The sequence below is a fragment of the Pseudomonas sp. 15C genome (genome assembly GCF_055484735.1).
In genome coordinates this window covers 105968-128566 of sequence record NZ_JBUDGD010000002.1, presented here as the reverse complement: position 1 = coordinate 128566, position 22599 = coordinate 105968, and the positions used below count along the sequence as shown (strand labels likewise).

The 22599-nt window shown below is 61.3% G+C and carries 21 protein-coding genes; 14 read left to right on the top strand and 7 right to left on the bottom strand.

What is annotated here, in order from left to right:
* The first annotated feature begins 4 nt into the window (after window positions 1–4).
* Window positions 5–1105: a glycine-betaine demethylase subunit GbcB gene (gene gbcB, locus ACYYKW_RS02040; protein ID WP_093097600.1), complete on the top strand. Its 1101-nt coding sequence runs from the start codon at window positions 5–7 to the stop codon at window positions 1103–1105.
* 218 nt (window positions 1106–1323) lie between these two features.
* Here the strand turns inward: gbcB and ACYYKW_RS02035 are convergent, their stop codons facing one another.
* Window positions 1324–2364, bottom strand: a complete 1041-nt coding sequence (locus tag ACYYKW_RS02035) for a threonine aldolase family protein (RefSeq protein ID WP_090286977.1) — start codon at window positions 2362–2364, stop codon at window positions 1324–1326.
* Between the two features lie 126 nt (window positions 2365–2490).
* Between ACYYKW_RS02035 and ACYYKW_RS02030 the strand changes: the two genes are divergently transcribed.
* The 8 genes from ACYYKW_RS02030 (at window position 2491) to fdhA (ending at window position 12689) form a co-directional block, all read left to right on the top strand.
* Entirely contained in the window at window positions 2491–3201 is a 711-nt protein-coding gene (locus ACYYKW_RS02030) for a TraX family protein (RefSeq protein WP_464989356.1), read from the top strand.
* Between the two features lie 284 nt (window positions 3202–3485).
* Entirely contained in the window at window positions 3486–4739 is a 1254-nt protein-coding gene (gene glyA / locus ACYYKW_RS02025; protein ID WP_090286973.1) for a serine hydroxymethyltransferase, read from the top strand.
* A gap of 20 nt (window positions 4740–4759) precedes the next feature.
* Complete coding sequence (locus ACYYKW_RS02020) at window positions 4760–6010, top strand: sarcosine oxidase subunit beta (RefSeq protein WP_003177603.1); 1251 nt, start codon at window positions 4760–4762, stop codon at window positions 6008–6010.
* A 14-nt stretch (window positions 6011–6024) separates the two neighbouring features.
* Window positions 6025–6354 carry a sarcosine oxidase subunit delta gene (locus tag ACYYKW_RS02015; RefSeq protein ID WP_016772830.1) on the top strand — a complete coding sequence of 110 codons (330 nt, stop codon included), beginning with the start codon at window positions 6025–6027 and terminating at the stop codon, window positions 6352–6354.
* Entirely contained in the window at window positions 6351–9368 is a 3018-nt protein-coding gene (locus ACYYKW_RS02010; protein WP_464989294.1) for a sarcosine oxidase subunit alpha, read from the top strand. The genes ACYYKW_RS02015 and ACYYKW_RS02010 overlap by 4 nt, the downstream gene beginning before the upstream one ends.
* A gap of 157 nt (window positions 9369–9525) precedes the next feature.
* A complete protein-coding gene (locus ACYYKW_RS02005) occupies window positions 9526–10158 on the top strand; it encodes a sarcosine oxidase subunit gamma (protein WP_093097608.1) in 633 nt (210 codons plus the stop codon).
* Window positions 10159–10429: 271 nt separating this feature from the next.
* Entirely contained in the window at window positions 10430–11287 is an 858-nt protein-coding gene (gene purU / locus ACYYKW_RS02000) for a formyltetrahydrofolate deformylase (protein ID WP_464989293.1), read from the top strand.
* A 202-nt stretch (window positions 11288–11489) separates the two neighbouring features.
* Window positions 11490–12689, top strand: a complete 1200-nt coding sequence (gene fdhA / locus ACYYKW_RS01995) for a formaldehyde dehydrogenase, glutathione-independent (RefSeq protein WP_090286964.1) — start codon at window positions 11490–11492, stop codon at window positions 12687–12689.
* 164 nt (window positions 12690–12853) lie between these two features.
* Here the strand turns inward: fdhA and ACYYKW_RS01990 are convergent, their stop codons facing one another.
* Entirely contained in the window at window positions 12854–13528 is a 675-nt protein-coding gene (locus ACYYKW_RS01990; RefSeq protein ID WP_464989292.1) for an anti-sigma factor, read from the bottom strand.
* Window positions 13525–14160 carry a sigma-70 family RNA polymerase sigma factor gene (locus ACYYKW_RS01985; RefSeq protein ID WP_464989355.1) on the bottom strand — a complete coding sequence of 212 codons (636 nt, stop codon included), beginning with the start codon at window positions 14158–14160 and terminating at the stop codon, window positions 13525–13527. Before ACYYKW_RS01985 ends, ACYYKW_RS01990 begins: the two co-directional genes overlap by 4 nt.
* 149 nt (window positions 14161–14309) lie before the next feature.
* Here ACYYKW_RS01985 and ACYYKW_RS01980 point away from each other — a divergent pair, with 149 nt between their 5' ends.
* Entirely contained in the window at window positions 14310–14867 is a 558-nt protein-coding gene (locus ACYYKW_RS01980) for a DUF2780 domain-containing protein (protein ID WP_090286962.1), read from the top strand.
* Between the two features lies 1 nt (window position 14868).
* Here ACYYKW_RS01980 and ACYYKW_RS01975 read toward each other — a convergent pair whose 3' ends face one another.
* A complete protein-coding gene (locus ACYYKW_RS01975; protein ID WP_464989291.1) occupies window positions 14869–15756 on the bottom strand; it encodes an acyltransferase in 888 nt (295 codons plus the stop codon).
* A gap of 260 nt (window positions 15757–16016) precedes the next feature.
* Between ACYYKW_RS01975 and rloA2 the strand changes: the two genes are divergently transcribed.
* The 4 genes from rloA2 to creD all read left to right on the top strand — a co-directional run bounded on the left by rloA2 (window position 16017) and on the right by creD (window position 20231).
* A complete protein-coding gene (rloA2, locus tag ACYYKW_RS01970) occupies window positions 16017–16520 on the top strand; it encodes a retropepsin-like aspartic peptidase RloA2 (RefSeq protein WP_090286958.1) in 504 nt (167 codons plus the stop codon).
* Window positions 16521–16588: 68 nt separating this feature from the next.
* Window positions 16589–17269, top strand: a complete 681-nt coding sequence (gene creB / locus ACYYKW_RS01965; protein ID WP_093097625.1) for a two-component system response regulator CreB — start codon at window positions 16589–16591, stop codon at window positions 17267–17269.
* Window positions 17269–18687 carry a two-component system sensor histidine kinase CreC gene (gene creC, locus ACYYKW_RS01960; protein ID WP_090286954.1) on the top strand — a complete coding sequence of 473 codons (1419 nt, stop codon included), beginning with the start codon at window positions 17269–17271 and terminating at the stop codon, window positions 18685–18687. The genes creB and creC overlap by 1 nt, the downstream gene beginning before the upstream one ends.
* 176 nt (window positions 18688–18863) lie before the next feature.
* Window positions 18864–20231, top strand: a complete 1368-nt coding sequence (creD, locus tag ACYYKW_RS01955) for a cell envelope integrity protein CreD (protein WP_464989290.1) — start codon at window positions 18864–18866, stop codon at window positions 20229–20231.
* Window positions 20232–20436: 205 nt separating this feature from the next.
* Here creD and ACYYKW_RS01950 read toward each other — a convergent pair whose 3' ends face one another.
* The 3 genes from ACYYKW_RS01950 to ACYYKW_RS01940 form a co-directional block, all read right to left on the bottom strand.
* Entirely contained in the window at window positions 20437–21066 is a 630-nt protein-coding gene (locus ACYYKW_RS01950; RefSeq protein ID WP_464989289.1) for a glutathione S-transferase, read from the bottom strand.
* A gap of 209 nt (window positions 21067–21275) precedes the next feature.
* Window positions 21276–21455, bottom strand: coding sequence for a hypothetical protein (locus ACYYKW_RS01945; RefSeq protein ID WP_093097635.1), 180 nt, complete (start codon window positions 21453–21455; stop codon window positions 21276–21278).
* Window positions 21452–22582, bottom strand: coding sequence for a PepSY-associated TM helix domain-containing protein (locus ACYYKW_RS01940; RefSeq protein WP_464989288.1), 1131 nt, complete (start codon window positions 22580–22582; stop codon window positions 21452–21454). The genes ACYYKW_RS01945 and ACYYKW_RS01940 overlap by 4 nt, the downstream gene beginning before the upstream one ends.
* Window positions 22583–22599 lie beyond the last annotated feature (17 nt).

The following is a 22599-nucleotide window of genomic DNA, read 5'->3' as shown; positions in this document are numbered from 1 at the left end:
CAGCATGTCCAACAGCTTCCTGAATCCGGTCACCACCCAGACCTGGGCCAATGGCCGACACATTGTCCGTTGCGTCAAAGTCATCCAGGAAACCTGGGATGTGCGCACTTTCTGCTTCATGGCCGATCAGCCGATCATGTACTTTTTCAAGCCGGGGCAGTTCGTCACCCTGGAGCTGGAAATCGAAGGCCAGCCGGTCATGCGCTCATACACCATTTCCAGCTCGCCCTCGGTGCCCTACAGCTTTTCGGTAACCATCAAGCGCGTGCCGGGCGGCAAGGTGTCCAACTGGCTGCACGATACCCTTCACGAGGGGCAGGAGCTGGCGGTGCATGGCCCGGTCGGGTTGTTCAATGCCATCGATTTCCCGAGCCCGAAAGTTCTGTACCTCAGCGGTGGCGTCGGTATCACCCCGTGCATGTCGATGGCGCGCTGGTTCTACGACACCAACGCCAATGTCGACATGACCTTCATCCACAGCGCCCGCTCGCCGAAGGACATCATTTATCACCGCGAGCTGGAACACATGGCGTCGCGGATCGACAACTTCAGCCTGCACCTGATCTGCGAGAAACATGGCCTCGGTGAGCCATGGGCCGGTTATCGCGGCTACCTCAACCACAAGATGCTTGAGCTGATGGTGCCGGACTTCCTCGAACGCGAAGTGTTCTGCTGCGGCCCGACGCCGTACATGACCGCAGTCAAGCGCCTGCTGGAAAACGCCGGCTACGACATGTCGCGTTATCACGAGGAATCGTTCGGCGCTACGCCACCGGAAGCGCGTGCCGACGCGGTGGAACAGGCCGAGCAGGCAGCCGATGCGCCGGAAATCGACGCGGCGGATCTGCATCAAGTCGAATTCACCGCCTCCGGCAAGAGCATCCGCGTGGCACCGGGCGAAACCGTGCACGCGGCGGCGGCCAAGCTGGGCTTGATGATCCCGAAAGCCTGCGGCATGGGCATTTGCGGAACGTGCAAGGTGATGAAGCTCGGTGGCGAAGTGGAGATGGAGCACAACGGCGGGATAACCGAGGATGACGAGGCCGAGGGTTTCATCCTTTCTTGCTGCAGCGTGCCTAAAGGTGATGTGCGGATTGAGTTCTGAGTAAGGCGGGCTTCGGCGTCCGGCTCGCCCCTCACCCCAGCCCTCTCCCAGAGGGAGAGGGGGCCGACCGAGGTGTCTGTCGCTCTCACCGACCTGAGACACCGTGTCGATTATGGATTCAACACTTCACGTTCAGGTCGGCGCAATGCTTGAGCGTCCCCCAATCAGTCCCCTCTCCCTCTGGGAGAGGGCCAGGGTTAGGGGCTTCTTGCTTTGCGTCAGGCCGACATCACTTCGCGAATGTCACGCGCCAGTTCGCGCACGCGTTCTTCTTCGGTGTCCCAGGAGCACATGAACCGTGCGCCGCCCTTGCCGATGAAGGTGTAGAAACGCCAGTTCTTCGCAGTCAGCGCGGCGATGGCCGGTTCCGACAGTTGCAGGAACACGCCGTTGGCCTGGACCGGGAACATCAGTTCGACGCCGGGTATGTCGCTGACCAGCTCGGCCAGCAGTTGCGCGCAGTGGTTGGCGTGGCGGGCGTATTTGAGCCAGGCGCCGTTTTCCAGAATGCCGACCCAGGGCGCCGACAGGAAGCGCATTTTCGACGCCAGTTGCCCGGCCTGTTTGCAGCGATAATCGAAGTCTTCAGCCAGTTTGTGGTTGAAGAACAGAATCGCCTCACCCACCGCCATGCCGTTTTTCGTGCCGCCGAAGCAGAGCACATCGACGCCGGCCTTCCAGGTCAGATCAGCGGGCGAGCAGCCGAGGAATGCGCAGGCGTTGGAAAACCGCGCGCCGTCCATGTGCAGGTGCAGGCCCAGCTCCTTGCAGGTGGCGCTGATCGCGCGGACTTCTTCCGGGGTGTAGACGCTGCCGACTTCAGTGGCCTGGGTCAGGGTCACCACACGCGGTTTCGGGTAGTGAATGTCCTGGCGCTTGAGCGCGACTTCGCGGATCGACTGCGGAGTGATCTTGCCGTTTTCGGTGCCGGCGATCAGCAGTTTCGAACCGTTGGAGAAAAATTCCGGGGCGCCGCATTCGTCGGTTTCGACATGGGCGGTTTCCGAGCAGATCACGCTGTGGTAACTCTGGCACAGCGACGACAGGGCCAGCGAGTTGGCGGCGGTGCCGTTGAAGGCGAAGAACACTTCGCAGTCGGTTTCGAACAGGTTGCGGAAATGATCGGCCGCGCGGGCGGTCCATTCATCGTCGCCATAGGCGCGCTGGTGGCCGTGATTGGCCTGTTCCATGGCAGCCCAGGCTTCCGGGCAGATACCGGAATAGTTGTCGCTGGCGAATTGTTGGCTCTTGTCGGTCATGGCCGGCTTCCGTAATCGAGACTCTTGTGAAGGCTCGTGGTCAATGAAGATGCGCACTTTACCGAAGATCTTCCGGGGAGCACATGCGATGTCGGGTGCAGGAAATTACCAGTTTATGAGCCGATTATGCACCTGAGCCGACGCGACGGTGCGCTGGATCTGCTCAAGTGGCTGGCGCTATTGAGTATGGTCCTTGATCACTTGCGATATGTCGGCTTTTCCGCCGATTGGCTGTACGTGCCGGGGCGACTGGCCTTTCCGTGGTTCTGCCTGGCGATGGCGGCGAATCTTTCGCGCGACGGTTCGCGAAAAATGGAGTGGCGCTATCTGGGCTGGTTGTTGCTGTTCAGCGCCGTCAGTGAAATTCCGTATCGCTTGTACATTGCTGATCCTGACACGTTGAACGTGATGCCGACGCTGGCGCTGGGGTTGTTGGTGGCGCGCGGTTGGCAGGACTCCTCGTCGGTATCGCGAATGCTGGCAGCCGCTGCGTTGGTGGCCGCGGCGGTTTTTTCAGAACGACTGATGTTTGGTTTTTTCGGCGTTCTGCTGCCCTTCGCGATGCTGTGGGTGTTTCGCCGCACCTGGTATTTTGCTCTGCTGCCGGGCCTGATCTGTCTCGCTGCCAATCAATGGCAGGTATTGCTCGAATCGGCGCGGTTCGGCAATCACGTGGCGATTGTCGGTCTGGCGGTTTGTCTGTTGGCGCCAATGCTGGGGATGTTCCTGTTGCGACATGGGCGACATCTTCAGTCGCCACCGATGCGCCGGTGGGCGTATGCGCTGTATCCAGCACATTTCCTGCTACTGCAACTCATCCGTCAAATCACCGCTTAACCCTGTGGGAGCTGGCTTGCCAGCGATAGCTGTGGGCCAGCCGCCATCGATGCCGGATATGACACCGCCATCGCTGGCAAGCCAGCTCCCACAAGGTTCTCCAGTGTTTTCCAGATCGAGTCTGGAAAACGCATTTCCAGCCATGTCGTAAACGCACCTTTGCGTGGCGCGCGCAGGCATTTGAGCTGTCTGTGCCGGTCATACCATCGCATCAAAGGGCACCGCTGCGATTGCCGGTGCCTTACCGAGACGAATGGCGCACAGATGCCGCTGGGAGAGACGCGATGTTCAGCAAGCAAGACCAGATCCAGGGTTACGACGATGCACTGCTGGCGGCGATGAATGCCGAGGAGCAACGTCAGGAAGATCACATCGAGCTGATCGCGTCGGAGAACTACACCAGCAAGCGCGTCATGCAGGCGCAAGGCAGTGGCCTGACCAACAAATATGCTGAAGGCTATCCGGGCAAGCGCTACTACGGTGGCTGCGAGCACGTCGATAAGGTCGAAGCGCTGGCGATCGAACGCGCCAAGCAACTGTTCGGCGCCGATTACGCCAACGTCCAGCCGCACTCCGGTTCGTCGGCCAACAGCGCGGTGTACCTGGCGCTGATCCAGCCGGGCGACACCATCCTCGGCATGAGCCTGGCCCACGGCGGCCACCTGACCCACGGCGCGAAAGTGTCGTCCTCGGGCAAGCTCTACAACGCCGTGCAGTACGGTATCAACACCGACACCGGGCTGATCGATTACGACGAGGTCGAGCGTCTCGCCGTCGAATCCAAGCCGAAAATGATCGTCGCCGGTTTCTCCGCTTACTCGAAGACTCTGGATTTTCCACGCTTCCGCCAGATCGCCGATAAGGTCGGTGCGCTGCTGTTCGTCGACATGGCCCACGTTGCCGGTCTGGTCGCCGCCGGTCTGTACCCGAACCCGCTGCCGTACGCCGACGTGGTCACCACCACTACCCACAAGACTCTGCGCGGTCCACGCGGTGGGCTGATCCTGGCCAAGTCCAACGAAGAGATCGAAAAGAAGCTCAACGCCGCAGTATTCCCCGGCGCCCAGGGCGGCCCGCTGATGCACGTCATCGCTGGCAAAGCGGTGTGCTTCAAGGAAGCGCTGGAGCCAGGCTTCAAGGCCTATCAGCAACAAGTGATCGACAACGCTCAGGCGATGGCCAGCGTGTTCATCAAACGTGGCTACGATGTGGTGTCCGGCGGCACCGATAACCATTTGTTCCTGGTCAGCCTGATCCGTCAGGGCCTGACCGGCAAGGACGCTGATGCTGCCCTCGGCCGCGCTCACATCACCGTGAACAAGAACGCCGTGCCGAACGACCCGCAGTCGCCGTTCGTGACCTCGGGCCTGCGCATCGGCACCCCGGCGGTGACCACCCGTGGCTTCAAGGTCAGCCAGTGCGAAACCCTTGCCGGCTGGATCTGCGACATCCTCGACAACCTCGGTGACGCCGATGTCGAGGCCAATGTCGCCCAACAGGTGTCGGCCCTGTGCGCAGACTTCCCGGTTTATCGCTGAGCGTTCTGGAGTAAATGACTATGCAACGCTATTCGGGCTTCGGCCTCTTCAAACACTCGCTCAGCCACCACGAAAACTGGCAGCGCATGTGGCGCACGCCCACGCCGAAAAAAGTCTACGACGTGGTCATCGTCGGCGGTGGCGGGCACGGTCTGGCGACCGCCTATTACCTGGCGAAAGAACACGGCATCACCAACGTCGCGGTGGTCGAGAAGGGCTGGCTGGGCGGCGGTAATACCGCGCGCAACACCACCATCGTCCGTTCCAACTACCTGTGGGACGAGTCGGCGCACCTTTACGAACACGCGATGAAATTGTGGGAAGGCCTGTCGCAGGACCTCAACTACAACGTGATGTTCTCCCAGCGTGGCGTCTACAACCTGTGCCACACCCTGCAGGACATCCGTGATTCCGAGCGTCGGGTCAGCGCCAACCGCCTCAACGGCGTTGATGGTGAACTGCTCAACGCCAAGCAAGTGGCAGACGAGATTCCGTACCTCGACTGCTCGAAGAACACCCGTTACCCAGTGATGGGCGCTACCGTGCAGCGTCGCGGCGGCGTCGCCCGTCACGATGCCGTGGCCTGGGGCTTTGCCCGTGCCGCCGATGCCTTGGGCGTGGACCTGATCCAACAGACCGAAGTGATCGGCTTTCGCAAGGAAAACGGTGTGTGCATCGGCGTCGAAACCAACAAGGGCTTCATCGGCGCCAAGCGCGTCGGCGTGGTCACTGCCGGTAACTCCGGACACATGGCCAAGCTCGCCGGTTTCCGTCTGCCGATCGAATCCCACCCGCTGCAAGCGCTGGTGTCAGAGCCGATCAAACCGATTATCGACAGCGTGATCATGTCCAACGCCGTGCACGGTTACATCAGCCAGTCCGACAAGGGCGACCTGGTGATCGGCGCCGGTATCGACGGCTACAACGGCTATGGCCAGCGTGGTTCGTACCCGGTGATCGAACACACCGTGCAAGCGATCGTCGAGATGTTCCCGGTGTTGTCCCGCGTGCGCATGAACCGCCAGTGGGGCGGCATCGTCGACACCACTCCGGACGCCTGCCCGATCATTTCGAAAACCCCGGTACCGAACATGTTCTTCAACTGCGGTTGGGGCACCGGTGGCTTCAAGGCCACTCCCGGGTCGGGCAACGTGTTTGCCGCGAGCCTGGCCAAGGGTGAAATGCACCCATTGGCCGCACCTTTCTCCATCGACCGTTTTCACAACGGTGCGTTGATCGATGAACATGGCGCTGCTGCCGTCGCCCACTAACAGGAGAAATCCCTATGTTGCACATCTTCTGTCCTCACTGCGGCGAACTGCGCTCCGAAGAGGAATTCCACGCATCCGGCCAGGCGCACATCCCGCGCCCACTGGACCCGAACGCCTGCACCGACGAGGAGTGGGGCGACTATATGTTCTTCCGCGATAACCCGCGCGGTCTGCACCACGAACTGTGGGACCACGTCGCCGGTTGCCGGCAGTACTTCAACGTCACCCGCGACACCGTGACCTACGAGATTCTCGAGAGCTACAAGATCGGCGAGAAGCCACAATTCACCGACAAGGCTGGTACTGCAAAAACCGCCACGACGGCGCTGGGAGAGAAGGTATGAGCCAGACCAATCGCCTGTCCAACGGTGGACGGATCGACCGCAACAAAGTGCTGAGCTTCACCTTCAACGGCCAGACCTACAAAGGTTTCGAGGGTGACACCCTGGCCGCCGCGCTGATTGCCAACGGCGTCGACATCATCGGCCGCAGCTTCAAGTACTCGCGTCCGCGCGGCATCTTCGCCGCCGGTGCCGAAGAGCCGAACGCGATTCTGCAGATTGGCGCCACCGAAGCCACGCAGATTCCCAACGTGCGCGCCACGCAACAGGCGTTGTACCAGGGTCTGGTCGCGACCAGCACCAACGGCTGGCCGAGCGTCAACAACGACATGATGGGCATTCTCGGCAAGGTCGGCGGCAAGCTGATGCCGCCGGGTTTCTACTACAAAACCTTCATGTACCCGCAATCGTTCTGGATGACTTACGAGAAGTACATTCGTAAGGCTGCCGGGCTCGGCCGTTCGCCGACCGAGAACGATCCGGACACCTACGACTACATGAACCAGCACTGCGACGTGCTGATCGTCGGCGCCGGCCCGGCCGGTCTCGCCGCTGCCCTGGCCGCTGCGCGCAGCGGTGCCCGAGTGATCCTGGCCGATGAGCAGGAAGAGTTCGGCGGTAGCCTGCTCGACTCGCGCGAAAGCCTCGATGGCAAACCGGCGATGGAGTGGGTCGCCAGCGTCCTCGCTGAACTTAAGAACACCCCGGACGTGCTGCTGTTGCCGCGCGCAACGGTCAACGGTTACCACGACCACAACTTCCTGACCATTCACGAACGCCTCACCGATCATCTCGGTGACCGCGCGCCGATCGGCCAGGTGCGTCAGCGCATCCACCGTGTCCGCGCCAAGCGTGTGGTGCTGGCGACCGGCGCGCACGAGCGTCCGCTGGTCTACGGCAACAACGACGTGCCGGGCAACATGCTTGCCGGTGCGGTGTCGACTTACGTGCGTCGCTATGGCGTGGCGCCGGGCAAAAAACTGCTGCTGTCGACCAACAACGATCACGCCTATCGTGTGGCGCTGGACTGGCTCGATGCGAGTCTGCAAGTGGTGGCCATCGCCGATGCCCGCAGCAATCCGCGCGGAGCGCTGGTGGAAGAAGCGCGCGCCAAAGGCATTCGCATCCTCACCGGCAGCGCTGTGATCGAAGCGCGTGGCAGCAAGCGCGTGACCGCTGCCCGTGTTGCGGCGATTGATGTGAAAGCGCATGCCGTAACCAGCCCGGGCGAATGGCTCGACTGCGATCTGGTTGCCAGTTCCGGTGGTTACAGCCCGGTGGTGCACTTGGCTTCTCACCTGGGCGGCAAGCCGATCTGGCGTGAGGACATCCTTGGTTTCGTACCGGGAGAGGCACCGCAGAAACGCGTATGCGTGGGTGGCGTCAATGGCGTTTACGCGCTCGGCGATTCTCTGGCTGACGGTTTCGAAGGTGGCGTGCGCGCTGCTGCTGAAGCCGGTTTCCAGACTGTCGAAGGCGTGCTGCCGAAAGCCTTGAGCCGCGTCGAAGAACCGACGCTGGCGCTGTTCCAGGTGCCCCACGAGAAAAACTCGGCACGTGCGCCGAAGCAGTTCGTCGACCTGCAGAACGACGTCACCGCCGGTGGCATCGAACTGGCGACCCGTGAAGGTTTCGAGTCGGTCGAGCACGTCAAGCGCTACACCGCGCTGGGCTTCGGCACCGATCAGGGCAAGCTCGGCAACGTCAACGGTCTGGCGATTGCCGCACGCTCCTTGAACGTGACCATCCCGCAGATGGGCACCACGATGTTCCGCCCGAACTACACGCCGGTGACCTTCGGCGCCGTCGCCGGTCGTCACTGTGGGCACATTTTTGAACCGGTGCGCTACACCGCGCTGCATGCCTGGCATGTGAAGAACGGCGCCGAGTTCGAAGACGTCGGGCAGTGGAAGCGTCCATGGTATTTCCCGAAAAACGGCGAAGACATGCACGCCGCGGTCAAGCGCGAATGCAAAGCCGTGCGCGACAGCGTCGGCCTGCTTGATGCCTCGACCCTCGGCAAGATCGACATTCAAGGCCCGGATGCCCGCGAGTTCCTCAACCGCGTGTATACCAACGCCTGGACCAAGCTCGACGTGGGCAAGGCGCGTTACGGTTTGATGTGCAAGGAAGACGGCATGGTCTTCGACGACGGTGTCACGGCGTGTCTGGCCGACAACCATTTCGTCATGACCACCACCACCGGTGGCGCTGCCCGCGTACTGCAATGGCTGGAGCTGTACCACCAGACCGAATGGCCGCAGATGAAGGTCTACTTCACCTCGGTCACCGACCACTGGGCGACCATGACCCTGTCCGGGCCGAACAGCCGCAAGCTGCTCAGTGCCGTGACCGATATCGACCTGAGCAACGAAGCATTCCCGTTCATGACCTGGAAAGAAGGTCTGGTGGGTGACGTGCCGGCGCGGGTGTTCCGCATCTCGTTCACCGGTGAGCTGTCGTACGAAGTCAACGTCCAGGCCGACTATGCGATGGGCGTGCTGGAAAAAATCGTCGAGGCCGGCAAGCAGTACAACCTGACGCCGTACGGCACCGAAACCATGCACGTGCTGCGCGCCGAGAAGGGTTTCATCATCGTCGGCCAGGACACCGACGGCTCGATGACCCCGGACGACCTGAACATGGGCTGGTGTGTGGGTCGCACCAAACCATTCTCGTGGATCGGCCAGCGTGGGATGAACCGTGAAGACTGCGTGCGTGATCAACGCAAACAGTTGGTCGGCCTGAAACCGGTCGATCCAACCAAATGGCTGCCGGAAGGTGCGCAACTGGTGTTCAACACCAAGCAGGCGATCCCGATGAGCATGGTCGGCCACGTGACTTCCAGCTACGCGCACAACTCCCTCGGTTATTCGTTTGCCATGGGTGTGGTCAAGGGCGGTCTCAAGCGCATGGGCGAGCGGGTGTTCGCACCGCTGGCCGATGGCAGCGTGATCGAGGCGGAAATCGTTTCTTCGGTGTTCTTCGATCCGAAGGGCGAGCGGCAGAACATTTGATGGTCGGCTCCTGGGGAGTGCAGTTGCACCGCGGTGACTTCATCGCGAGCAGGCTCACTCCTACAGGTGATCGCGTACCCCTTGTAGGAGTGAGCCTGCTCGCGATAGCGGTAGATCTGCCTACACAGGGCTCAAGTCAGAATTCAGAAGGTGCTTTATGACCACAGCCAATGTGTACCAGCAACGTCCGACCACCGGCGCCCGCGCCGAGTCGTCGCTGCACCATGCCGACCTCGCCAGCCTGGTCGGCAAGGGACGCAAGAACGCCGGCGTGATCGTGCGTGAGAAAAAACTCCTCGGCCACCTGACCATTCGTGGCGATGGCCACGATGCCGCCTTCGCCGCCGGTGTGCACAAGGCGCTGGGCATTGAACTGCCCGGCGCCCTCAGCGTCGTCGTCAAAGGTGAAACCAGCCTGCAATGGATGGGCCCGGACGAATGGCTGCTGATCGTGCCCAGCGGTGAAGAGTTCGCCGCCGAGCAGAAATTGCGCGAAGCGCTGGGCGACCTGCACATCGCAATCGTCAACGTCAGCGGCGGCCAGCAACTGCTCGAACTGAGCGGGCCGAACGTGCGTCAGGTGCTGATGAAGTCGACCAGCTACGACGTGCACCCGAACAACTTTCCGGTCGGCAAAGCGGTGGGCACGGTGTTCGCCAAGTCGCAGCTGATGATCCGCCATACGGCCGAAGACACCTGGGAATTGCTGATTCGCCGCAGCTTCTCGGATTACTGGTGGTTGTGGTTGCAGGATGCTTCGGCCGAGTACGGCCTCAGTGTTCAGGCCTGAAGTGAATTGTGTTGAGCTTGCTTGCGTGTAGGGCCGGAGATTTTTTCCCCCTCACCCAGCCCTCTCCCCCAGGGAGGAGAGGGGGAAAGGGAGCCGATCTCTGGCGTATGGGAGATTTGAGTCTCGCTCGAAATTGCTCTTGAGTACGACTCGGTATTTCACGTCGGCGTAGCTCGAAAGAACACCTCGGTCAGTCCCCTCTCCCTCTGGGAGAGGGCTAGGGTGAGGGAAAAACCTGACACCCCGCACAATGAACAGGAGTCACCGCACCATGAGCCGCGCCCCAGACACATGGATTCTGACCGCCGACTGCCCCAGCGTCCTCGGCACCGTGGACGCGGTCACGCGTTTTCTGTTCGAGCAGGGCTGCTACGTCACTGAGCACCATTCGTTCGACGACCGTCTCTCCGGGCGCTTTTTCATTCGTGTGGAATTCCGCCAGCCCGACGGCTTCGACGAACAATCCTTCCGCGCCGGCCTGGCCGAGCGCGGGCAGGCCTTTGGCATGGTGTTCGAGCTGACCGCGCCGAACTACCGGCCGAAAGTGGTGATCATGGTGTCCAAGGCCGATCACTGCCTCAACGATTTGCTCTATCGCCAGCGCATCGGCCAGTTGTCGATGGATGTGGCCGCGGTGGTCTCCAACCATCCGGATCTCAAGCCGTTGGCCGACTGGCACCAGATTCCCTACTACCATTTTCCTCTCGACCCCAACGACAAGCCGGCGCAGGAGCGGCAGGTCTGGCAGGTGATCGAAGATTCCGGCGCCGAACTGGTGATCCTTGCCCGCTACATGCAGGTGCTGTCGCCGGAGCTGTGCCGCAAGCTCGATGGCAAGGCGATCAACATCCACCACTCGCTGCTGCCCGGCTTCAAGGGCGCCAAGCCGTATCACCAGGCCTACAACAAAGGCGTGAAACTGGTCGGTGCGACCGCGCATTACATCAACAACGATCTGGACGAGGGGCCGATCATTGCCCAAGGCGTCGAGGCGGTGGATCACAGTCATTACCCCGAGGACCTGATTGCCAAGGGGCGCGATATCGAAGGGCTGACGCTGGCGCGGGCGGTTGGGTATCACATTGAGCGCAGAGTGTTTCTCAATGCCAATCGCACGGTCGTTCTTTAGGCCGCCATCGCTGGCAAGCCAGCTCCCACAGGGATTTGTGTCGTACACAATATTTGATTCCACCCGAAACCTGTGGGAGCTGGCTTGCCAGCGATGAGGCCATAACAAACAACGCAAAACCAACAAGCAATAACCCGAGCACTCAACGCGCTGCCCTTCTTGGGGCGACGCGGTTCCATAAAAACAACAGTGAGGTGAAAGCATGTCTGGCAATCGTGGTGTGGTGTATCTCGGCGCTGGCAAGGTCGAAGTACAGAAAATCGACTATCCGAAAATGCAGGACCCGCGCGGCAGGAAGATCGAACACGGTGTGATCCTGCGTGTGGTTTCCACCAATATCTGCGGCTCCGACCAGCACATGGTGCGCGGCCGTACCACGGCGCAGACCGGTCTGGTGCTGGGTCACGAAATCACCGGCGAGGTCATCGAAAAAGGCTCCGACGTCGAAAACCTGAAGATCGGCGATCTGGTTTCGGTGCCGTTCAACGTGGCTTGCGGGCGCTGCCGTTCCTGCAAGGAGCAACACACCGGCGTCTGCCTGACCGTCAACCCGGCGCGTGCCGGTGGCGCATACGGTTACGTCGACATGGGCGACTGGACCGGCGGCCAAGCCGAATACGTGCTGGTGCCATACGCCGACTTCAACCTGTTGAAACTGCCGGACCGCGACAAGGCCATGGAGAAGATCCGCGACCTGACCTGCCTTTCCGACATCCTCCCGACCGGTTACCACGGCGCGGTCACTGCCGGCGTCGGTCCGGGCAGCACCGTGTACATTGCCGGCGCCGGCCCGGTCGGTCTGGCCGCTGCCGCTTCGGCACGTCTGCTCGGCGCGGCGGTGGTGATCATCGGCGACGTCAACACCATCCGCCTGGCCCACGCCAAGGCTCAGGGTTTTGAAATTGTCGACCTGTCCAAGGACACCCCGCTGCACGAACAGATCGCTGCACTGCTCGGCGAGCCGGAAGTCGACTGCGCGGTTGACTGCGTCGGCTTCGAAGCCCGCGGCCACGGCCACGACGGCGTCAAGGCCGAAGCCCCGGCCACCGTACTCAACTCACTGATGGGCGTGGTGCGGGTTGCCGGCAAGATCGGTATCCCGGGCCTGTACGTCACCGAAGATCCGGGTGCCGTGGACGCGGCCGCAAAAATGGGCAGCCTGAGCATTCGTTTTGGTCTGGGCTGGGCCAAGTCCCACAGCTTCCACACCGGGCAAACCCCAGTGATGAAGTACAACCGCCAGTTGATGCAGGCGATCATGTGGGATCGCATCAACATTGCCGAAGTGGTCGGCGTGCAGGTCATCAGCCTCGATCAGGCGCCGGAAGGTTACGGCGAGTTCGATGCCGGCGTGCCGAAGAAGTTTGTGATTGATCCGCATAAGTTGTTCAGTGCGGCGTAGGGTTTTACTGCAACGCGAGAACGGCGCCGTCAGGCGCCGTTTTTATGGAGCTGTCTTCCGTTTTAATCAATGATCTGGATTTCGTCAGCTTGCATACCTTTTTGTCCTCTCATGGCAATAAATGAAAGAACTTAAAAAGACCACAGTCTTCACAGTCTACGTAATCAAAGAGCAGCCAATGCCCCTTGATAAAGAACCGGTCCGGTTGGCTTGCCAGTTGGCGACCCACCTTTGGGCTCCAGCGTTACCGCCAACGTAATCGGCTTGCCGATCAACCCTTTCTGCGCCTCGCTTAACTCGAGCCTGCCCTTGCCCCCGACCGGAACCACGCCCAGCGAGATCGGCGTGCCACCGTCGGGAATCGCCCACAATTCGAGGCTGCGATCCACATCTACTGCCGCCAGTGTCAGCGGTTCGACCTGCAGATAATCCGCATGCGCTTCGACCTTTAGCGCCGGTTTTGCATCGGTGGTTGACAGGGTGGTGCTGTAGCGGGCGTCGTCACGGTCGTACAGCGAGCCAATGAACACCAGCGCGACGATGGAGCACGCCGCCGCTGTGAGCCGCAGCCATTTCCAGAACGGCCGTTTCTCGGGTACGTGCAGCACTTGCGGTTCGATGCGCGCGGTGATGCCGTGCCAGACGCGGTCGGGCACCGGGCGTTCGGGCAGCGCTTCGGTGAGAGAGGCGAGGGTTTCCTGCCAGTGCGCCAGCTCGCGGCGCAGTGCCGCGTCATCCACAAGCAACTGTTCAAAGCGCCGCCGCGCCGACGCAGGCATCAGGCCGATTGCATAGTCGGCGGCGAGGGCGCGGCGCAGGGCTGGGGTCTGGTAGTTCACGATTCAAGGCACCGGCGCAGGCGTTCCAGGCCTCGGCGAATCCACGATTTGACGGTTCCCAGTGGCGTGGCCAGATGTACGGCAAGTTCGCTACAGGACAATCCGTGAAAGTACGCCACAGTGATCGATTGGCGCTGCATGCCGTCGAGGGTTTCCAGGCAGCGGTTTAAGGCTTGGGCTTCACGGGCGCTGTTCAATTGCTCGTGCGCCGAGGGGCTTTCATCCGACAGCGCGTCTTGCTCAACCTCGCTCAGCGGCCGCTCGCGCTGCTTGCGCAATTGATCGATGGCTTGATTGCGGGTGATGTTGATCATCCAGGTCAGCGGCGCCGACAAGTGCGCCTCGTAGCGCGAGGCGTTGTGCCAGTTGCGCACGAAGCTTTCCTGCAGCACCTCTTCGGCCAGATCGGCGCGGCCCATGAAGCGCAGCGCCACGCCGTGCAGGCGTGGGCCGACGCTGCGGTACAGCGTTTCAAAAGCACGCCGATCCCCTAGCGAACACTGGGCGAGGAGCTGGCGCAACTGATCGGTGTCGGCGATGGAAATGACCATTCTCCAGACAAGCGTGAGCGCACGACGGCGAGGCTCGAACTGTTCACAGGCTAGTTCAGCGACAGGGCTTGTGCCATTCATCATGTCGGCGTCCGGATTTCACGTTTTATATACGCAGACCAGATGAAAATGGATGCGCCGCGCCGGAACATGCGCCTGGATACCCGGTCAAACCGGCAGTTTTACTGCCCGTCGACCGGGTGGTTTTCACAGCTCGAGAGGATGTCTGAATGAAGATTTCACGCGGTTTTGCCTTGGCATCGCTCCTGACCCTGGCCGCCGGCCCGGTGTTTGCCGGTTTCAGCCTGAATGACGTGGCCGGTGCGGTATCGGGCATGCAGGGTGGCGACAAGGCCGCTGCTGCTGCGCCGACCTCGGAAACTGCCGGCTTGCTCAGCGCCTTGAGTGCACTGGACGTGACGCCGGAGCAAGCGGTGGGCGGCACCAGTGCAATGCTGGGCCTGGCGAAGAATCAGTTGAGCAGCACCGACTATTCGCAACTGGCCAAGGAAGTGCCAGGCATCGACAAGTTGTCCGGTGGCAGCGGCAATCTGGCGGCGTTGGGTGCGTTGCTCGGTTCGTCGGGCAAATCCGCCGGGCTGGAAAACGCCTTGGGCAACGTCAAGGACAGCAACGACCTGAACAATGCGTTCAGTGCGCTTGGCATGGACAGCGGCATGATCGGCCAGTTTGCCCCGGTGCTCCTGCAATACCTCGGTCAGCAGGGTGTCGGCGGTTCGCTGCTGAGCAGCCTGGGCAATATCTGGGGCACCGGCACCGGCAGCTGAGTCAACGGCGCTGGTTGCGCAATTCGGCAATGCGCTGATCCTTTTCGGTCCAGAGCTGGTTGACCCAGTTCTGGACGCGCTCGCGAAACACCGGGTCCTTCTCGTAATCACCCTGCCACAGCGCGGGATCGAGTTCGCGGGTCTTGATGTCGATGATGACCCGCGGCACGTTGCCGCTGATCAGATCCCAAAACCCCGGAATCTTCTCCTGCGGGTACACCACCGTGACGTCAAGCATGGCATCGAGCTGTTCGCCCATCGCCGCCAATACAAACGCCACGCCACCGGCCTTGGGCTTGAGCAGGTGATTGAATGGTGAAGTCTGCTGTGTGCTTTTCGCCAAGGTGTAGCGCGTGCCTTCCAGATAATTCACCACCGTCACTGGCTGGCGCTTGAACAGCTCGCAGGCGGCTTTGGTGATCTCCAGATCCTTGCCCGCCAATTCCGGGTTTTTCGCCAGAAAGGCCTTGGTGTAGCGCTTCATGAACGGGTAATCCAGCGCCCACCACGCCAGCCCAAGGAACGGCACCCAGATCAGCTCTTTCTTGAGGAAGAATTTGAAGAACGGCGTGCGTCGGTTGAGGGTCTGGATCAACGCGGGAATGTCGACCCACGATTGATGATTGCTGACCACCAGATAGGAAGTGTCGCGACGCAAATCGTCGCCGCCGCGAATGTCCCACTGCGTCGGAATGCACAGCTGGAAGATCAGCTTGTCGATCTCGGCCCAGGTCTCGGCAATCCACATCACCGCCGCGGACGCATGATCGCGCCAGCGCCCCGGTGCGACCAGCTTGAGCAAGGCAAACACCATCAACGGCCCGATCAGGATCAGGGTGTTGAGCAACAGCAGCAGGGTGACGAAACAGCCGGTGAGCAGGCGGCGCATAGGCAACTCTATGAAGTGTCAGGGGCGGGCCATGATAAGCAGCTTCGCGCGACAGGCCAAATCGGTGGTGACGAATGTTTCACTTTAGTCGCGTTAACCTGATCGTTCCCACGCTCTGCGTGGTAACGCCGCCCGGGACGCTCGGCGTCCCTGTGACGCAGAGCGTCACCGGATGCATTGCCCACGCAGAGCGTGGGAACGATCAAGCGCGCAACGGTCTAAAATCCCGTTGCCCAACCTCTCCCAAGGAAGCCCCTTACGTGAAATCCCTCCTTGCACTGTTTGCCCTCGTCGCCCTGCCGGTCATGGCCGCCGAGCCGACCCTGTACGGGCGCTACGAATACATCGCGCTGCCGGAAATCGGCGGTGAAGTGCTCAAGGCCAAGATGGACACCGGTGCGCTGACCGCCTCGCTGTCGGCCAAGGACATCGAGACCTTCACCCGCGATGGCGATGACTGGGTGCGTTTCCGCCTGGCCACCAAGGACGCCAGCAACAAGGTCTACGAACACAAGGTCGCGCGGATCAGCAAGATCAAGAGCCGTTCGGACGAAGAAGACGAGGGCGAAAGCACCGACGTCGCCAAGCGCCCGGTGGTCGATCTGGAGCTGTGCCTGGGCAACGTCAAGCGCACCGTCGAGGTCAACCTGACCGACCGCAGCCACTTCAACTATCCGTTGCTGATCGGTGCCAAGGCCTTGCGTGAGTTTGGCGCAGCAGTGAATCCGGCGCGGCGCTTCACTGCCGACAAGCCGGACTGCTAAGTGGTCTCATTGACGTAACGTCAGGCTTGGGGCACCGTTCGCGCACTTAACCTACGGGCTCGGACGCCATGCCTCATATCCTGATTGTCGAAGACGAAGCGGCGATTGCCGATACGCTGATTTTCGCCCTGCAGGGCGAAGGCTTCAGCACCACATGGCTGAGCCTCGGCGCGGCGGCGCTGGAACATCAGCGGCAGACGCCGGCCGATCTGCTCATTCTCGACATCGGCCTGCCGGACATCAGCGGCTTCGAGACCTGCAAACAGCTGCGGCGTTTCAGCGAAGTGCCGGTGCTGTTTCTCAGCGCACGGGATGCCGAGATCGATCGCGTGGTCGGCCTGGAAATCGGCGCTGACGATTACGTGGTCAAGCCGTTCAGCCCGCGTGAAGTTGCCGCTCGGGTGAAGGCCATCCTCAAACGCATGGCGCCGCGCCCGGCGGTCGAAGGTGCTTCGGCACTGTTTCGTATCGATGCCGATCGGGTGCAGATCATCTATCGCGGCCAGACCTTGAGCCTGACCCGTCACGAATTCCGCCTGTTGCAGTGCTTGCTCGAACAACCCGAGCGGGTCTTCAGCCGCGAGCAACTGCTCGACGCGCTGGGCGTGGCCGCCGACGCCGGTTACGAGCGCAGCATCGACAGCCACATCAAAAGCGTGCGCGCCAAACTGCGTCTGGTGCGCGCCGACGCCGAGCCGATCCAGACCCATCGCGGCCTTGGCTACAGTTACAGCCCGGGGCACAGCTGATGTCGCTGGGGCTGCGGATTTTTCTGGTGTATGTGCTGTTCGTCGGCCTGACCGGGTATTTCGTGCTCAACACGGTAATGGAAGAAATCCGCCCCGGCGTGCGCCAGTCCACCGAAGAAACCCTGGTCGACACCGCCAACCTGATGGCGGAGATCCTGCGCGACGACTTCAAGGCCGGCACCCTCAGCGAGAACCGCTGGCCGCAATTGCTGCGCGCCTATGGCGAGCGCCAGCCGCAGGCGACGATCTGGGGCTTGCCGAAGAATCAGGTCAACCACCGGATCTACGTGACCGACGCCAAAGGCATCGTCGTGCTCGACTCCAGCGGCGTCGCGGTCGGCCAGGATTATTCGCGCTGGAATGACGTCTACCTGACCTTGCGCGGCGAATACGGTGCGCGCTCGAGCCGCAGCGACCCTGACGATCCGAACTCCTCGGTGATGCACGTCGGCGCGCCGATCCGCGACAACGGCAAGATCATCGGGGTGGTCACCGTGGCCAAACCGAACAGCTCGTTGCAGCCTTACGTCGATCGCACCGAGCGGCGCTTGCTGGTTTACGGCGCCGCGCTGATCGGCCTCGGTCTGTTGTTCGGTGCGTTGCTGTCGTGGTGGCTGAGCCGCGCGCTGCACCGGCTGACCGGTTATGCCCAGGCGGTGAGCGAAGGCCGGCGTGTGGAAGTACCGCATTATCGCGGCGGCGAACTGCAACAGCTCGCCACTGCGGTGGAGCAGATGCGCACTCAGCTTGAGGGCAAAGCCTACGTCGAGCGCTATGTGCACACGCTGACCCACGAACTGAAAAGCCCGTTGGCGGCGATTCGTGGCGCGTCGGAGTTGCTGCAAAGCGATATGCCGCCCCTCCAGCGGCTGCGCTTTGTCAGCAACATCGACAGCGAAAGCGCGCGGATGCAGCAGCTGATCGAACGCTTGCTCAATCTGGCGCAGGTCGAACAACGTCAAGGCCTGGAAGAGCGTGTGGCAGTGCCGCTGGCGCTGTTGGTCGCAGAGTTACTGCGGGCGCAGGCCGCGCGGATCGAGGGCAAGCAACTGCGTGTCGAGCAAGCGATTGGCGAGGATCTGTTGCTGATTGGCGAGCCGTTTCTGCTGCGACAGGCGTTGGGCAATCTGCTGGAAAATGCTCTGGATTTCACTCCGGCGCAGGGATTGTTGCGCTTGAGTGCCGAGCGGGTTGGCGAGCAGATCGAGGTGCGTTTGTTCAATGAAACGGCGCCGATTCCCGATTACGCCTTGCCGCGCCTGACCGAGCGGTTTTACTCATTGCCGCGCCCGGACAGTGGGCGCAAGAGCACCGGGTTGGGGCTTAACTTCGTTGAAGAAGTGGTCAAGTTGCATGATGGATCACTGAGCATTCGCAATGTCGAAAGCGGTGTGGAAGTTTCATTGCGCCTGCCTTGAGACCGAGTCGCGGCCATCGCGAGCAGGCTCACTCCTACAATTTGAAATGCGTTCCCTTGTAGGAGTGAGCCTGCTCGCGATAGGGCCATAAAAGTCTCCACACAATCTCCATATTCCCCCCACAAAACCCCCACACCGACACAACAGACTCTCCCCATCCAAACAGGGAGAGTCCCATGAACCGAAATCTGACCATCAAGCTCGGCGCCATCGCCTTGCTGATCCTGCTGTTGCTGATACCGCTGCTGATGATCGACGGCGTCATCGACGAGCGCCAACAGCTGCGCGACGGTGTGCTCGATGACATCGCCCGCAGTTCCAGCTACAGCCAGCAACTGAGCGGACCGGTGATGGTGGTGCCGTATCGCAAGGTCGTGCGCACCTGGAAAACCAACGAAAAAACCAATCAGCGTTTTGAGGAAGTCGGTGAAGAACGTGGGCGTTTGTATTTCCTGCCCGAGCGTTTCGAACTCGACGGACAGGTGGAAACCGAGCTGCGCAAGCGCGGCATTTATGAGGCGCGGCTGTTCCACGCCGACAACCGCATCAACGGTCATTTCACTGTGCCGGCGCAATTGGGCATCAAAGAGAATTTCACCGATTACCAGTTCGACGCGCCGTTCCTGGCGGTCGGCATCAGCGATATTCGCGGCATCGAAAACGCCTTAAAACTGGAACTTGACGGCCAGCGCCTGGACTTTGTCCCCGGTTCGGAAGTGGGCTGGATCGGTGAAGGCGTGCACGTAACCCTGCCAGCGCTGGACACCGGCAAAGTTACGCAACTGAGCTTTGCCTTCGACCTGCGCCTGCAAGGCACCGGCTCGTTGAAAGTATTGCCGGTGGGCAAGACCAGCAGCGTCAGCCTCAAGGCCAACTGGCCGCACCCAAGCTTCGTTGGCAACTTCCTGCCGGCCAAGCGTGAAATCAACGATGAGGGTTTTAGCGCGGATTGGCAGACCTCGTTTTTCTCCACCAACCTGCAAGAGGCGATGGACCGCTGCATCGTCGGCGACTGCGATGGGCTGAACGGCCGCAGCTTTGGCGTCAGCTTCATCGACCCGGTCGACCAGTACCTGAAAAGCGACCGAGCGATCAAATACGCCTTGCTGTTCATCGTCCTGACCTTCGCCGGTTTCTTCCTCTTCGAAGTACTCAAGAGCCTGGCGGTACACCCGGTGCAGTACGCGCTGGTCGGTGTGGCGCTGGCGTTCTTTTACCTGTTGCTGTTGTCGCTGTCCGAGCACATCGGTTTTGCCCTGGCCTATCTGCTGTCGGCCAGTGGTTGCGTGTTGCTGATCGGCTTTTACGTCTGCCATGTGCTGCGCAGCGTGCGCCACGGTTTGAGTTTCTCCGCCGGGCTGGCAGCGTTGTATGGCCTGCTTTATGGATTGCTGAGCGCCGAGGATTACGCACTGCTGATGGGCTCTCTGTTGCTGTTCGGACTGCTCGGGGTGTTCATGGTGCTGACGCGCCGGCTGGACTGGTATGCGCTTGCGCAGAAACCGGGCAAGCCGCTGGAGTTTGATCTGGGGGTGGTGGAATGAACGGGGTGGGCTTGCGCGAAGAGCAGCGCTGGAAGGACGATTTGGTGACGCGGATTGTTGGATTTCTGCCAGTGGAATCGAGGTGGTGCCATCGCTGGCAAGCCAGCTCCCACAGGATATGTACCGACACACAGGTCAGCGATCTGTCCCGATCCAATGTGGGAGCTGGCTTGCCAGCGATGGGGCCGGAACAGGCACCGCCGATTTAAGGCTTGGGCAGGGTCGCGACCATGGAAGGCCGCTGACTCACTTCAAAATACCAGTTGCCCAGTTGTGGATTGGCCGCGCGCCAGTCCATGTCCGGGAAGCGCAGATCCAGATAACCCAGCGCACAGGCGACACTGATGGCAGCCACGTCAAAGTGGCTGGTCAGCTCGGCAATCGCCTCGCTCTCCAGCACGGCGAGGGCGCGGCGGATCTTGTCGCGCTGCGCATCGAGCCACTGCTCCCAGTGTTTTTCCACCGGGCGCAGCACGGTTTCGTAACGCACCATCACCGAGGCGTCCATGATCCCGTCGGCCATCGAGGCCAAGGTCAGACGCCGCCAGCGCGCCGAGCCTTCACGCGGGATCAGCGGATTGCCGACGTGCTGCTGGTCGAGGTATTCAAGGATCACGCGGCTGTCATGGATGACATTGCCATCGGCCAGACGCAGGGCGGGGATCTTGCTCAACGGGTTGTCGGCGATCAGCGCCGGGTCCGGGCTGACCGGGCTGAGCACACAGTCTTGCAACGCCACGCGATCCTGCTGCCCGGTTTCGTGGAGCAACACCATTACTTTGCGCACGAACGGGGAGAGCGTGTTGTGGTACAGGGTCATGCTGGGGGCGGACATGGGCAAACCTCGGTGATCGTCGAAGAGCAGGAGGTTAGCCTAGCCACAACCTCTGTGGCTGGCGAGGGAAATGATGGTGCCTTGGCGATCGCCATCGCTGGCAAGCCAGCTCCCACAGTGTTTTGCAGTGAACACAAATTTCAGATTCAGCGTAAACCCCTGTGGGAGCTGGCTTGCCGGCGATGAGGCCATCACCGACAACACAAAAATCACCCGCGCTTCAGCAATCCCTTGAGCGCCAGAAATGCCGGCACGCCGAGGCCGACCCAGCTCAGCGCATCCCAGATGCCGTCCCCCAGCAACGCCGCAAACAACCCCGCCGCACTGAGCAGGGCGATCACGATCGGTGTGCTGAAGACCTTCCAGAAACTCGACTGACGCGGCTTCATGCCGAGGCCTCCGCGGTTTCCGCCACCCGGTTCGCCGCTTTGCGCCGCACCACCCACAGGTACACGCCGCTGGCCAATACGATGATGGTCAACACATCGAGTGTGGCCCACAGGATCTTCATCGGCATGCCGCCGTAGTCACCGAAATGCAAAGGCTGGGACATGCCCATGGCATCCATGTACCACGGGCGTTCGGCCACGGCGGTGACTTGCAGCGTCGTGGCATCGATCAGCACCGGGGTCAGCAGATGCGAAGTCAGGTGCGTGCCGCCCTTCATGAATACCGCGTAATGGTGCTCGCTGGAAAAACGCGTGCCGGGAAACGCGATGAAATCCGGCTTCATGCCCGGCGCGACTTCAGCGGCGATGTCGAGCAAACGCGTGGCCGGCGCCAATTGCGTCAGCGGCGGCGCGTCGCGGTACGGCGCAACCAGCGTGGTCAGCGCGTCGTTGCGCCACGCGGCGATCAGCAGGTCGGCGCAGGCGCTGATCACCCCGGTGACACCCACCACCAGACACCACGTCAGCGTCACGACGCCGATCAGGTTATGCAGGTCGAGCCAGCGCAGCCGCGTGGATTTTTCCTGGCGCACAGTGCCGAACTTCAAGCGACGCATGAACGGCAGGTACAGCACCGTCCCGGACACGATCGCCACGACAAACAACAACCCCATGAACGCCAGCAGCAGTTTGCCCGGTAACCCGGCAAACATGTCGACGTGCAGGCGCAGGATGAACAGCATCAAGCCGCCGTTGGCCGAAGGGGTTTCCAGCGCTTCACCGGTGCGCGCATCGAGCATGAAGGTGTGCGACGAGTTCGGTTCGGTGCCGGCGGTTTTCGCCATGATCGCGAATGCCGCGTTCGGGTCTTCGTCGTCATAGCCGAAGTACTGCATGACTTCGCCGGGTCGATGCTGCTGCGCGGCATCGACCAGTTGCTGCAGATTGAGCTGCGGCGTGTCGGCCGGCATCTCGCGCAACTCGGGAGCGTTGCCCAGCAGATGATCGATCTCGTGGCTGAAAATCAGCGGCAGACCGGTCAGCGCCAGCATCAGCAGAAACACCGTGCAGATCAGGCTGGTCCAGGTGTGAATGAACGACCAGCGGCGGATGGTTTTACTTTTCATTGCATGACCTTCAAAAA

What these genes read in the sequence shown, in the direction of transcription:
- ACYYKW_RS01940 (WP_464989288.1), bottom strand. Translation starts at nt 22,582, where the DNA reads ATGAAAAGTAAAACCATCCGCCGCTGGTCGTTCATTCACACCTGGACC.
- purU (WP_464989293.1), top strand. Translation starts at nt 10,430, where the DNA reads ATGAGCCGCGCCCCAGACACATGGATTCTGACCGCCGACTGCCCCAGC.
- ACYYKW_RS01985 (WP_464989355.1), bottom strand. Translation starts at nt 14,160, where the DNA reads ATGAATGGCACAAGCCCTGTCGCTGAACTAGCCTGTGAACAGTTCGAG.
- ACYYKW_RS01975 (WP_464989291.1), bottom strand. Translation starts at nt 15,756, where the DNA reads ATGCGCCGCCTGCTCACCGGCTGTTTCGTCACCCTGCTGCTGTTGCTC.
- fdhA (WP_090286964.1), top strand. Translation starts at nt 11,490, where the DNA reads ATGTCTGGCAATCGTGGTGTGGTGTATCTCGGCGCTGGCAAGGTCGAA.
- ACYYKW_RS02005 (WP_093097608.1), top strand. Translation starts at nt 9,526, where the DNA reads ATGACCACAGCCAATGTGTACCAGCAACGTCCGACCACCGGCGCCCGC.
- ACYYKW_RS02035 (WP_090286977.1), bottom strand. Translation starts at nt 2,364, where the DNA reads ATGACCGACAAGAGCCAACAATTCGCCAGCGACAACTATTCCGGTATC.
- ACYYKW_RS02030 (WP_464989356.1), top strand. Translation starts at nt 2,491, where the DNA reads ATGCACCTGAGCCGACGCGACGGTGCGCTGGATCTGCTCAAGTGGCTG.
- creD (WP_464989290.1), top strand. Translation starts at nt 18,864, where the DNA reads ATGAACCGAAATCTGACCATCAAGCTCGGCGCCATCGCCTTGCTGATC.
- creB (WP_093097625.1), top strand. Translation starts at nt 16,589, where the DNA reads ATGCCTCATATCCTGATTGTCGAAGACGAAGCGGCGATTGCCGATACG.
- ACYYKW_RS02010 (WP_464989294.1), top strand. Translation starts at nt 6,351, where the DNA reads ATGAGCCAGACCAATCGCCTGTCCAACGGTGGACGGATCGACCGCAAC.
- ACYYKW_RS02015 (WP_016772830.1), top strand. Translation starts at nt 6,025, where the DNA reads ATGTTGCACATCTTCTGTCCTCACTGCGGCGAACTGCGCTCCGAAGAG.
- creC (WP_090286954.1), top strand. Translation starts at nt 17,269, where the DNA reads ATGTCGCTGGGGCTGCGGATTTTTCTGGTGTATGTGCTGTTCGTCGGC.
- ACYYKW_RS01980 (WP_090286962.1), top strand. Translation starts at nt 14,310, where the DNA reads ATGAAGATTTCACGCGGTTTTGCCTTGGCATCGCTCCTGACCCTGGCC.
- ACYYKW_RS01950 (WP_464989289.1), bottom strand. Translation starts at nt 21,066, where the DNA reads ATGTCCGCCCCCAGCATGACCCTGTACCACAACACGCTCTCCCCGTTC.
- glyA (WP_090286973.1), top strand. Translation starts at nt 3,486, where the DNA reads ATGTTCAGCAAGCAAGACCAGATCCAGGGTTACGACGATGCACTGCTG.
- ACYYKW_RS02020 (WP_003177603.1), top strand. Translation starts at nt 4,760, where the DNA reads ATGCAACGCTATTCGGGCTTCGGCCTCTTCAAACACTCGCTCAGCCAC.
- ACYYKW_RS01945 (WP_093097635.1), bottom strand. Translation starts at nt 21,455, where the DNA reads ATGAAGCCGCGTCAGTCGAGTTTCTGGAAGGTCTTCAGCACACCGATC.
- gbcB (WP_093097600.1), top strand. Translation starts at nt 5, where the DNA reads ATGTCCAACAGCTTCCTGAATCCGGTCACCACCCAGACCTGGGCCAAT.